This is a genomic window from Legionella hackeliae, from assembly GCF_000953655.1.
Classification (GTDB): domain Bacteria; phylum Pseudomonadota; class Gammaproteobacteria; order Legionellales; family Legionellaceae; genus Tatlockia; species Tatlockia hackeliae.
Genome location: NZ_LN681225.1, coordinates 990,343 through 1,002,882, shown reverse-complemented (window position 1 = coordinate 1,002,882; position 12,540 = coordinate 990,343). Strand labels below are relative to the sequence as shown.

Here is a 12,540-nt window from a genome sequence, read left to right as displayed (position 1 = left end):
TAAGGAGATGTTAAAAATCAGGTAGACGTTTTTTGAACATTCATACCTGATTTATTCAGACATTTAAAAGCTCCATCAGAATAAACTGCGGAGCTTTTAAAAAGTTGCTAACTATTTACTTATTAGCTGCAGCTTTCTTTTCTTTTTCTTTGGCAATCACTGCTTCAGCCACGTTGGTTGGGCATGGAGCATAGTGAGAGAATTCCATTGAAAATTGACCGCGACCGGAAGTAAGGGTACGTAATGTACTGATGTAACCAAACATTTCTGAAAGAGGAACATCGGCTTTAATGCGTACGCCAGCAGCACTTGGTTCTTGACCAGAGATCATGCCTCGACGACGGTTCAAGTCACCAATCACATTACCCACATCATCTTCTGTACTGTAAACATCAACTTTCATGATTGGTTCTAGCAATTGTGGACCGGCTTTTGGTATAGACTGTCGGAAAGCGCCCTTTGCTGCAATTTCGAAAGCAATAGCAGAGGAGTCAACGGCGTGGAAACCACCATCAGTGAGGTTAACCACAACGTCTAATACAGGGAAACCTGCCAAAGTACCCGTGTTCATCATTGAGCGAAAACCTTTCTCAATCGCAGGGAAAAATTCTTTTGGAACGTTTCCACCCACAACGGATGTGATGAAAGTAAATCCAGTGTTTGGCTCGCCAGGAGAAATCGTGTAGTCAATTTTACCGTATTGACCAGAACCACCTGATTGTTTCTTGTGAGTATAACTATCTTGAATCGTCTTTGTTATGGTTTCACGGTAAGCAACCTGTGGTTGGCCTACTATTAATTCAACATCGTAAGTACGTTTTAGAATATCCACTTTAATATCAAGGTGTAATTCACCCATGCCACGAAGAATGGTTTCACCAGAATCTTCATCCGTTTCAACCCTGAATGTTGGATCTTCTGCAACCATCTTACCGATAGCAATACCCATTTTTTCAGTAGAGCCTTTATCTTTTGGTGACACTGCAATTGAAATAACCGGTTCAGGGAAAACCATCGCTTCAAGTGTACACTCGTGGTTAGGATCGCAAAGAGTATGACCAGTACGAACGTTTTTCATGCCCACAATCGCGATAATGTCACCTGCTTCAGCACTTTGCAATTCAATACGCTCATTTGCTTGCATCTCAACCATACGGCCAACACGTTCAGTTTTACCAGTAAAGGAGTTAAGAATAGTATCCCCTTTATTGAGCTTTCCTGAATATATGCGTACGAACGTTAGGGCACCAAAACGGTCATCCATAATTTTAAATGCCAAGGCGCGGAATGGCTCATCAGGAGAAACGATAGCGAATTGACCATTTGGCTTACCTTCAGCATCAGTCAAAGGTTGTGGGTTAACTTCATGAGGAGCAGGTAAGTAGTCAACCACTGCATCCAATAATAACTGCATCCCTTTGTTTTTAAAGGCAGAACCGCAATAAGTTGGGAAGAAGGCTAATTCAAGCGTACCTTTTCGGATACAACGCTTAATTTCTTCTATGGAAGGCTCTTCTCCTTCCAAATAAGCCATCAGCAGATCATCATCCATTTCAAGTGCAGTTTCAATTAATTGCGCGCGATACATTTCAACGTCATCATGCATATCGGCTGGTACATCGGTAACTGTGTAATTTTCTGGCTGACCTGTTTCATCCCAAACATAGGCTTTACGTGTTAACAAATCAACAACCCCTACGAAGCTGTCTTCAAAGCCAATAGGTAAAGTCATAATTAAAGGATGGGCACCCAATACTTTTTTGATTTGCTCAGTCACTTTTAAGAAGTTCGCACCAATACGATCCAATTTGTTGACGAAAATCAAACGAGATACTTTCGAATTGTTCGCATAGCGCCAGTTAGTTTCTGACTGAGGTTCAACACCACCAGAACCACAGAATACCCCAATACCGCCATCAAGAACTTTCAGTGAACGATATACTTCTACAGTGAAGTCAACGTGTCCTGGGGTATCAATAATATTGAAGCGATGACCTTTCCAGAAGCAACTAACCGCAGCTGACTGGATGGTAATACCGCGCTCCGCTTCCTGTACCATGAAATCGGTTGTTGATTCACCTTCGTGAACCTCACCCATTTTGTGGATTCTGCCAGTAAGCTTAAGAATACGTTCGGTAGTGGTGGTTTTTCCTGCATCTACGTGAGCGAAGATACCAATATTTCTGTAAAGGTTTAAATCATTCATAGTTCAAATTTCAAATGGGTTAAAAATAGTCGCATATTATACAGTGTTTTATACGAATTTGCAGCAGTATTTATTACATTGCCAATTTGTTTTTTTTTAATAGTAGACCAATTGGAGAAGATTGTCTTACAAGTATGATATTTATATCTGCATAAAGGTTCAGATAATCAATCAATCATTCAGTTGAATGATGCTTATATTTTCTTTGTGTGTAGATTTTCATCATTAGTTTAGAGAGCACTGTCCGTTGAAATGACCGACTGTGTCAATTGGGCATCGTTGTGGATGCCTCGGACAAGCCGAGGCACGTCGGGTGATTAACAGCTCTTAACCAACTCAGTAACCCTGCCTTATCAATTCAATCAGGCTATTCCCATTTAACCTAAATTCTCTTCGCATTTTTCGACGTGACACGGACAAGACATAGTATATCGAGTGATTAACAGCTCTTTTAACCAATTAGTAAGCCCTGCCTTAGCAATGGATTCACGCTATTCCCATTTACCAGAGTTCTCGTCGCATTTTTCGGCATGTCACGGACAAGAGGTAGCACATTGAGTGGTTAACTGCTTTTAAATAAATTTCCTTCCCATTCTAGGTGCCTCGGCTTGTGCGAGGCATCCAGTCAGCGGCGAGTGACCTTGAGTTTATGAAATAGATTTTTAATAGGTATCAGCTGTTTTAAAATAAATTTATAAAGTTGCTATGGGATTTTCGCGCATCTGAATCTATTAACATGCTGTCACCCAATCCTAATCTCTGGAAAGGTGACAAATGGAATATAAAATGCTACATCAAAAATTAAATATCGATTGAATGCTTAAGTCCTTTCCGATATTAATGAGGACGAGCACTTCCTTTAACATACGTGCTTTTACGAGTATTTTCCGAATGTTTAGGAATAGATTTTTTAATTGTTTTATCAGCACTTGATTCATTGACTCTTTTTTCCAACCAAATTAAAAATTTTCCTTTTAAGTAATGGATTTTTTCTTTAAGAATTAAAGCCTCTTTTTCCGAAAGTACACTTTTAGCCTTGTCAAATATCGCACCCTCTTCTTCCTTGACATGATGTTCAACGATATCTTTCAATTTTAAAACTTTCTCTTTCCAATGCTTACCTGCAGATTGATTAATACTCTGAATTTGCTCCTCTATTTCACGATGTTCCTTCTCCCCATGAAGAGCAATTTCATTTGTTTTAGGGTGTTGAGTGAGCGCTCTATAAAACGTTTCTTGTTCAGAATGCGCATGAACCAATAACTCTTGGGATATGAATGCCACAATCTCTTTTGCACGTTTTTGAGATTTAGTTTTCTCAAAAAGTTTAAATAAATGGTTGACCTTCTCATGATCCATTTTTAAATATTCATAAATATCCATCGAAATCTCCCTAGGGTGTCATAACGACTTTAATACAGCCATCGTCTTTAGCTTCGAAATTTTTATACGCTTCGGGGGCTCCTTTTAATTTAATTCGATGGGTTATTATTTTTGACGGGTCAATTTCTCCCGCAGTAATTTTTCTTAAAAGAATGGGTAAATAACGTTGTACGTGGGTTTGTCCCATTCTAAAGGTTAACCCCTTATTCATTGCGGCTCCGAATGGGATGTTATCTAATGTGTCTAAATATACACCAGGCATGGAAATAGTACCTGCTTTGGCACAACATCGGATTGCTTCTCTTAAAACATGCGCTCTATCAGTTGTAAGATAGGTCGCTTGTTTGACTCTATCCATAATGGAGTCAAACGTTGGACCTACGTGAGCTTCGCAACCTACTGCATCAATGCAGCGCTCAGGGCCCAAGCCACGAGTCATGACCATTAAGGCATCAAAAACATCTTCTTCTTTAAAATTAATTGTTTCCGCATTACCTAATTTTTCAGCCAGCTTTAAACGCTCCTCCACGCAATCTATAGCAATAACTCGTTGGGCTCCGAGCATCCACGCGCTTTGAATAGCAAATTGACCCACTGGGCCACACCCCCAGATAGCAACTGTATCTCCTTTTTGAATGCCACAATTTTCAGCAGCCATGTAGCCAGTTGGAAAAATATCAGATAAAAACAAAAGTTTTTCATCAGGAATATCTTCAGGCACTTTAATAGGCCCGATATTTGAAAAGGGAACCCTCACGTATTCTGCTTGACCGCCTGAAAATCCTCCTAATAAATGAGAGTATCCAAACATTCCAGCGGGCGTTTGCCCCATTTGTTGTCTTGCCATCTCAGCATTTGGATTAGAAAGCTCACAACAAGCATATAATTTCTTTTTACAAAAATTACATTTACCACAAGAGATGCTAAAGGGAACCACCACTTTATCACCAATTTTTAATTTCTTATTTCCGGGGCTTAATTCGACTACCTCACCCATAAATTCATGCCCCAGAATATCGCCTGACTCCATCGTTGGCATTAATCCATTATAAAGATGAAGATCGGAGCCACAAATTGCTGTTGCCGTTACACGAATTATGGCGTCTTGTTCATTTATGATTTCAGGATCGGGAACAGTCTCAACCCGAATGTCTTTTTTTCCGTGCCAACATACTGCTTTCATATCAACTTCCTTATCGACTTTAATGGTTGTGATTAATTCAAGTTATAAAGTGCTTCATCCATATTTTAACGATTAGAGCATTTTTTGATCTATTTCAACATCGATTTTGGAGGCGCTTGCTTAAGTAATTGATATTTTTTTCTTTATTCCTGATAAATTTAATTAGGGAAAATGACCAATTATTCTTCTAGTTAACTAATTACCCACCCGTTGTTGCTATTCTAAGAGGATAAAAATTATTAATAATCCATATATAAAACTATGGGATAAAATATTTTCGTTCAGATTAATACTCATAAAAAAGAAAAAAGAAACAAACTCATGAATAAAGACGCAGCAATGCGTGTGAATAAACCGCTGAGTAAAAATACACCAATAAATAGCTCTATTTCTCTCAAGTATTGCCAGGTAGGTTTGATGAGTAAATCAGGTGCAAAGAGTACCGGTTCTGCCAACTGTGCTCCTGCTTTCGGTATTAATCCTAGTCCGCATAAAATTAACATCCCCCCGGTGCTTATTCTTAAAATCAGTAAACTCCAATTGAGATTCTTAATCTTAAATCCTTTCTTTATTGGAAAATTATAATTAATCACTCCCCAAGCTAATATTGCCAAAAAAGCTCCTGCCAATATTAAAGAATTAAAAAGCGTAAAATGAGAAAACATCCGTGGAGAAGGAAGATTTTTTAATTGGATGATTTCATTATGAGTTAATAACCATTGCTCATGAGCAGATATTGAATTGACGAAATTGAACACGAGTGCTGTTAAGATTTTAGAATCCAACGTTTTCCCCGGGTTTCTATCCTAAGAACCCTCTTTTTATGAGAGATTCTGGGAATCGCCTCTACAAGCGTTAACTAATGGTCTATCTAAAATAACAAGGAATGCTACTCCTAGACACAAGTATTGAAAATATATCTTATATTTCTTTCTTTGGTGGGGTGATACCTGTTTCATTTTGTTTTCTGATAATTTCGTCCATGTATTCACCTGTTCTGCCACCAGAAACGTTGTTTAATTTATCATTGCTAATTTTTTTAGGATTTTTTTGGGGGAATTTTATGGACTTTTTCATGATGATGTCCTATTGCAAGGAAAGTACTTTTAAGAATAGCCCACTTTGTAACTATAGATCGTGACCAGAGCTTTTATTCTTACAAAGCCTTTGCAAGCAGCATAAGGTCCAAGTCTTTTCCTCTGACAAAAACATACGATGTAATCAGTAGATTCGTTATCCGAATCTAGGTAATATGCTGCTGAACAAGTAATTTATGCAAAGGATATGCAATGCTAAATCCAAGGTATGTCAAAACGATTGAAGATGCAAAACAAATCATTGAACAACGCAATCTTAATCATATCAAAGTAGGAATTTTTGATATAGATGGTGTGATGCTTGGGAAGTATATGAGTCGCAGCAAATTCTTCTCCGCACTAGAGAATGGTTTTGCCTTTTGTGATGTTATTTTAGGATGGGACTCTAAGGATAAACTCTACGACAATAGCAAATATACCGGCTGGCATACCGGCTATCCTGACACGCCCGTTCGTATTCTTCCCCATACCTGTCGCGAATTAGTATTCGAAGAGAATCAGCTATTGTTTCTCGCTGAATTTGCAGAAACTGCAGAAACAATATGCCCTCGTGCCGTTTTACGTCGGGTCATTGAAAAAGCAGCAATGATGGGATTTGATGTTTATGCTGCCTTGGAATATGAATTCTTTTTGTTTAATGAAACCCCTGATAGTATCCGTAGTAAAGGATTTCGCAATTTACAGACTATTACTCCAGATTTTTTTGGCTATTCGATTATTCGTAATACTGTTCATGCTGAGTTGTACCATCAAATACTCAAAATGAGTGAAGAGATGGATTTTCCAATTGAAGGCTTGCATGCAGAGACAGGTCCTGGTGTTATTGAAGCGGCAATTGCTGTAGATAACGCTGAAGCTGCTGCGGATAAAGCTGCATTATTTAAAACTTTCATGAAAGTTTTGGCGCAACGAAATAATATGATGGCGACATTTATGGCGAAATGGTCGCCAAATTATCCAGGACAAAGCGGACATATTCATCTTTCTTTAAGACACAAAAATGATTCAAGCTCTGCTTTTTATGACCCGTCCAAGCCTTATAACATGAGCAAAATTCAAGAGCATTTTTTAGCTGGTCAGCAAAAATTAATGCCAGAACTTTTAGCCATGGTTTCTCCAACAGTAAACAGTTACTCACGTTTAATCCCAGGCTTTTGGGCACCTACTGATGCGACTTGGGGGGTGGAAAATCGAACAACCGCTTTGCGCCTTATTCCCGGTAGCGATAAATCACAACGTATTGAATACCGCTTAGGTGCTGCCGATGCTAACCCTTATCTAGCCCTGGCGGTAGCCTTAGGCTCTGGCTTATACGGCATCGAAGAGGAATTGGAACTGAGCCCACCAGTCAAAGGCAATTCCTATGAGCAACAACATAATGACGAATTAGCTTTACCACGAACTTTATGGGAGTCGGCACAGCGTTTGCGCATGTCTACACCCGCACGTAATTTATTTGGTAATGATTTTATTGAACATTTTGCCGCCTCGCGCGAGTGGGAAGAACGTGAATTCCGCCGCCATATTACCGATTGGGAACTGGATCGCTACTTTGAAATTATCTAACCTGGATTAAAAATGAACGGTATATTGAAAACCTACTCACCGATTGATGGCTCCGTTTACGTTGAAAGACCTTATGCCAAGCATGCAGAAATTCAATCTGCCTTACTAAAAGCGCAAATAGCTCAACAGCAATGGCGACATACCAGCGTTGCAGTACGAGAAAAATTTTGCACAGCCGCTATCGATGCATTGGTTGCAGAAAAAGAAGCAATTGCTAATGAAATCTGTTGGCAAATGGGTCGACCTATTCGCTATGCCCAAGGGGAAATAGCAGGTTTGGAAGAGCGTGCACGTTACATGATTGCCACGGCGTCCCATACTCTTAATCCTATTCGCTTACCTTTCAAAGAGGGTTTTTTGCGTTATATTCAACGTGAACCTATAGGCGTTGTCCTAGTTATTGCCCCTTGGAATTACCCTTTTTTAACCGCAGTAAATGCCATTATTCCTGCAATCATGGCTGGCAATACAGTATTACTTAAACACTCAGCGCAAACTCCGCTTGTAGCCGAGCGGTTCGCCCAAGCCTTTGCAATGGCAGGATTGCCTGAGGGTGTTTTTCAATATCTACATTTAACGCATGAAGACACAGAAAACATTCTACAAGCCCCGCAAATTAATTATGTCGCCTTCACTGGCTCAGTAGATGGCGGCAAAATGATTGAGCGTAAAACTGCCGGTCGTTTCTTAAATATTGGTCTCGAATTAGGTGGAAAAGATCCTGCTTACATCCGCATGGATGCCAATCTTGATCAAGCTGTGGAAACTGTTGTTGATGGTGCATTTTTTAATTCCGGTCAGTCTTGTTGTGGTATAGAGCGTATCTATGTGCATCAGGAAATTTATGATTCGTTTCTCAAAAAAGCAGTAGCTTTGATTAAACAATATAAGCTTGGTCGCCCAGATAATCCTGAAACAACCTTAGGACCACTTGTACGTGCTTCATCTGCCGATTTTGTTCGCGACCAAATTAAAGAGGCGCTATCTCAAGGTGCTGTTGCGCATATCAACTCCGAAACCTTTGCAATGGATAAACCGGGTTCCGCTTATATGGCGCCACAACTTTTAACAAAAGTTACTCATAAAATGCGCGTTATGTCTGAGGAATCATTCGGTCCTGTCGTAGGTGTGATGCCTGTCGCCAATGATAAGGAGGCCATTCGATTAATGAATGATAGCATTTATGGATTAACCGCAGCAGTATTTACTCAAGATATTGATGCAGGGATAGCGATTGGCGGGCAAATTGAGACAGGTACATTTTTTATCAATCGTTGTGATTATCTTGATCCGGCATTAGCCTGGACAGGTGTAAAAGATTCAGGTAGGGGATGCACTCTTTCGTCTATTGGCTATGAAATGTTGACTAGACCCAAGTCTTTCCATATTAAAACGATTATTTAAGGGGAAATAATATAGAATGAGTATACAATTGCAAGCAAACTGGAATTATCCTACTTCCGTTCGCGTAGGTGCTGGACGTGCTAAAGAGCTTGCCCAAGCTTGTACACTTTTAGGAATGAAAGCCCCTCTTTTAGTCACGGATCCTGTCCTATCCACGCTGCCAATGATCAACAATGCACTGCAGCAATGCCGCGCAGCAGGTCTGCGTATTGAATTATTCTCTGATATTAAAGCAAATCCTAATGGTGACAACGTAATGAAGGGAACCTCTGCTTACCATGCAGGTCAGCATGACGGAGTGATTGCTTTTGGTGGTGGTTCAGCGCTTGATGCAGCTAAAGCAATTGCCCTAATGACCGGTCAAAATCGACCTTTGTGGGATTTTGAAGACGTTGGAGATAACTGGACACGCGTTAATGCAGCAGGTATTGCTCCCATTGTTGCTTTACCCACCACAGCGGGAACAGGATCTGAAGTGGGACGTGCTTCGGTGATTACTGACACCAAGCAACAAATTAAAAAAATAATTTTTCATCCTAAAATGTTACCCGGAATAGTCATTCTCGATCCAGAATTAACTCTCGAATTGCCACCCTCTATTACCGCAGCAACTGGAATGGATGCGCTTTCTCACAATTTGGAAGCCTACTGCACTTCGCCTTATCATCCTATGGCAGAAGGTATTGCTGTAGAAGGAATGCGATTAATCAAGAAGTTTTTACCTCTTGCAGTTCATGAGGGTAAAAATATTGTGGCACGTACGCAAATGCTTGTGGCCTCTGCGATGGGCGCTACCGCTTTTCAACGAGGTTTAGGTGCCATGCATGCACTCGCTCATCCACTCGGCGCTGTCTATGATGCTCATCATGGGCGTTTGAATGCCATTTTAATGCCTTATGTTCTTCAAGCGAATCGGTCCGCTATTGAAGATAAAATCACTCGACTGGCCGCTTATCTACAAATCAATAATGGATTTGATGGTTTTCTTGAATGGGTATTAGAATTAAGAAACGACCTCGGTATTGAACATCGTCTCTCGGATATTGGTATTGATGATCGCCACATTGAGCGACTTGCAAAGATGGCAACCGAAGATCCTTCCTCCCAAGGTAATCCCATTCCTTTTGACGAGCTACACTATAATAAAATTATAAGAGCCTCATTAGAAGGCGATATCTATTTCCATCTTAAGCATACCAGTTTTGCATAAAGAGGAGTTCAAGGTGAACATCGGTATTTTATTGTGTGACCTGGTGAAAGAACAGTTTCAAGAGCATGGTCAATATCCTGAGATGTTTGCCAAACTACTCCATCAAGTGGATTCCACGTTGAAATTTTCTGTTTATGATGTTCGTCAAGAGCAGTTTCCCGATCAGATTGATGCCGCAGACGCCTATTTAATTTCTGGTAGTCGCCATTGTGTGAATGATGATTTTCCATGGCTACGAAAACTTGAGGAATTCATACTTCATGTGCATAAAGCCCAAAAAAAAATAATTGGTATTTGTTTTGGCCATCAACTTATAGCTAAAGTGCTTGGAGGAAAAGTGGCAGTGGCAACAAACGGTTGGGGTGTAGGCATATCCACTAACAAAATCATTCAGCACAAGTCCTGGATGACTCCTGCTCAAGATAATCTTAATTTAATCGTCAGTCATCGGGATCAAGTTGTGGAGTTACCTAAAGACGCAGAAATTCTTGCTGCCAGTGATTTCTGCCCTGTCTATATGATGCAAATAAACAACCATCTACTGACGGTTCAAGGACATCCTGAATTTAGCAAATCTTATTCTCAGGCATTAATCGAAGATCGAAAAACCCTCCTTGGGGAAGAGTTAGCGAATCAAGGATTGACCTCGTTACACTTACATGTGGACGATCATTTGTTTGCCCATTGGATTATTAATTTTTTACGCAGCTAGTTATTGTTTATGGTTGCTTCAGCAACGCGGGGCACTCCAATCCAGCCGTGATCCTCAGAATTTTGCTGGATTCACCACCACAACTCCCACCATCCGAAAGCAAGTATCGAGGCAATTATTAGGAGCGCTACTGATAGACCAATTTTTACTTTACTCATTGTATTAAAATTTCTAGGCATGTGTTGACTCACTATGAAACGTTGATTCCTATTTAACAAGTCTCAATGAGTAAAGTTTGACGTCAAACTACAAGGAATTCCCTTTAAGTTCTTGCAGTAACTGTTTTGCAGCCTCTTGTTCAGCTTTGCGACGATTCGATCCGCAACCTAGTGTTGGATTTTTTCTACCACTGACTTTGCAAGTCACATAAAATAGTTGATCATGCTCTTCGCCCTCAACTTTTGCCAGGGAATATTCTGGCAGTGGTTTTTTATGCGCTTGTAAATATTCTTGTAACTGTGTTTTTGCGTCTTTTAAATTATCGTGCAATGTCTCATCTTCAAAGCGAGATTGGTATAAACGAAGTACTAATTGTTTGCTTGCCTCAATTCCACCATCAAGAAAAACGGCAGCGATAACAGCTTCCAGGGCATCAGCAAGAATTGAAGCACGGCGAAAACCACCGCTTTTTAATTCACCCTGCCCAAGAAACAAATGATCCCCTAACTCAATTTCAGTAGCGATTTCTGCAAGCATCTCACCTTTGACCAAAAAGGCCCGCAGTCTACTTAATTGACCTTCTGTTTGTTCTGGAAATTCAGAAAATAGTGCATGAGCAATGACAAAACTCAATATGGAATCGCCCAAAAATTCATAACGTTCATTATTCAGGCTGCCAGCACTACAGTGAGTTAATGCCTGCTTTAAAAAAGCAGGGTTTTTAAATTGATAACCTAATCTTCTGCATAGGCGTTGTAAATCACTTGAACCCAATGTTTACCTCAAATTCAGTAGTTACTTTAGAATTCCCTATCAATTAGTTTAGTTAAAAATTACCCTTAACGAATAGTACGACCTATTTTTGACCATCGGATACTATCTGTTTTTCCATTCCAACTCATCCAGACAAGAAAGGCTTTGCCGCGTAGGTATTCATCGGGCGTAAATCCCCAGAATCGGCTGTCAGCACTATCATCACGATTATCGCCCATCATAAAATATTGCCCTTCAGGGACAACAACATCAAAATCATCAGCAGGAACATCTGGGCGGATGTAGATATCGTGTTCCACACCATTTAAATTTTCACGATATTTTGCAACAGCATGACCTGAACTTTGGTCCGTTGCATATTCAACAAATGTCTGTTTCATTTCCTTGCCATTAATGATTAAGACCTTATTATGGTAACTAACCTTATCACCCGGCCCGCCTACAACACGTTTAATGTAGTCATAAGTAGGATCGGGTGGCCAACGAAATACCGCTACATCACCGACTTTAGGCTTAGAAATTGGCAGTATCTTGGTCTCTAAAACTGGAAGTCTTAGTCCATAGGCAAATTTATTAACCGCCACAAAGTCACCTACTAATAAGGTTGGCTCTAGCGAACCAGAAGGAATCCGGAAAGGTTCTACTAAAAAGGAGCGTAAAAGTAATACAAGAATGAATACAGGAAAAAAAGAACGAGAATATTCAATTATCCGTCCCGGCTTCTGATCAGGCTTTCTTCGTTTAGCAAAAAAGAGAATATCTAATAGATAGATAACACCACTGACTAAAGAAAGAACAACTAATAAAAGAGCAAAATTCATAGTTTTACAATTCCTACCTTTGATT

Annotated in this window: 11 protein-coding genes; 4 read left to right on the top strand and 7 right to left on the bottom strand. The window is 40.0% G+C overall.

Annotation, left to right across the window (positions count from 1 at the left end; genetic code table 11):
• Window positions 1-115 precede the first annotated feature (115 nt).
• The 5 genes from fusA to LHA_RS16890 form a co-directional block, all read right to left on the bottom strand.
• Window positions 116-2,206: an elongation factor G gene (fusA, locus tag LHA_RS04565; RefSeq protein WP_045105487.1), complete on the bottom strand. Its 2,091-nt coding sequence runs from the start codon at window positions 2,204-2,206 to the stop codon at window positions 116-118.
• A gap of 837 nt (window positions 2,207-3,043) precedes the next feature.
• The gene (locus LHA_RS04560; RefSeq protein ID WP_045105486.1) at window positions 3,044-3,589 is read right to left on the bottom strand and encodes a hemerythrin domain-containing protein; all 546 of its coding nucleotides are present in this window, start codon (window positions 3,587-3,589) and stop codon (window positions 3,044-3,046) included.
• 10 nt (window positions 3,590-3,599) lie between these two features.
• Entirely contained in the window at window positions 3,600-4,772 is a 1,173-nt protein-coding gene (locus LHA_RS04555) for a zinc-dependent alcohol dehydrogenase (RefSeq protein ID WP_045105485.1), read from the bottom strand.
• Between the two features lie 293 nt (window positions 4,773-5,065).
• On the bottom strand, window positions 5,066-5,557 hold the full coding sequence (locus tag LHA_RS04550) for a DoxX family membrane protein (RefSeq protein WP_045105484.1): 492 nt from the start codon (window positions 5,555-5,557) through the stop codon (window positions 5,066-5,068).
• 136 nt (window positions 5,558-5,693) lie between these two features.
• A complete protein-coding gene (locus LHA_RS16890) occupies window positions 5,694-5,849 on the bottom strand; it encodes a bacteriocin (RefSeq protein ID WP_115678668.1) in 156 nt (51 codons plus the stop codon).
• A gap of 212 nt (window positions 5,850-6,061) precedes the next feature.
• On the opposite strand from LHA_RS16890, the gene LHA_RS04545 reads away from it, so the two are divergent.
• From LHA_RS04545 to LHA_RS04530, 4 genes are read left to right on the top strand one after another with little or no spacing between them, the layout of a single operon-like run.
• Entirely contained in the window at window positions 6,062-7,435 is a 1,374-nt protein-coding gene (locus tag LHA_RS04545) for a glutamine synthetase family protein (protein ID WP_045105483.1), read from the top strand.
• Between the two features lie 12 nt (window positions 7,436-7,447).
• Window positions 7,448-8,839, top strand: coding sequence for an aldehyde dehydrogenase family protein (locus LHA_RS04540; RefSeq protein ID WP_045105482.1), 1,392 nt, complete (start codon window positions 7,448-7,450; stop codon window positions 8,837-8,839).
• A 16-nt stretch (window positions 8,840-8,855) separates the two neighbouring features.
• Window positions 8,856-10,049 carry an iron-containing alcohol dehydrogenase gene (locus LHA_RS04535; protein WP_045105481.1) on the top strand — a complete coding sequence of 398 codons (1,194 nt, stop codon included), beginning with the start codon at window positions 8,856-8,858 and terminating at the stop codon, window positions 10,047-10,049.
• A 13-nt stretch (window positions 10,050-10,062) separates the two neighbouring features.
• Window positions 10,063-10,761 carry a glutamine amidotransferase-related protein gene (locus LHA_RS04530; protein WP_045105480.1) on the top strand — a complete coding sequence of 233 codons (699 nt, stop codon included), beginning with the start codon at window positions 10,063-10,065 and terminating at the stop codon, window positions 10,759-10,761.
• A 246-nt stretch (window positions 10,762-11,007) separates the two neighbouring features.
• Here the strand turns inward: LHA_RS04530 and rnc are convergent, their stop codons facing one another.
• Together rnc and lepB are read right to left on the bottom strand one after the other, a co-directional pair.
• A complete protein-coding gene (rnc, locus tag LHA_RS04525) occupies window positions 11,008-11,694 on the bottom strand; it encodes a ribonuclease III (RefSeq protein WP_045105479.1) in 687 nt (228 codons plus the stop codon).
• A 65-nt stretch (window positions 11,695-11,759) separates the two neighbouring features.
• Complete coding sequence (gene lepB / locus LHA_RS04520; protein WP_045105478.1) at window positions 11,760-12,515, bottom strand: signal peptidase I; 756 nt, start codon at window positions 12,513-12,515, stop codon at window positions 11,760-11,762.
• Window positions 12,516-12,540: the final 25 nt, after the last annotated feature.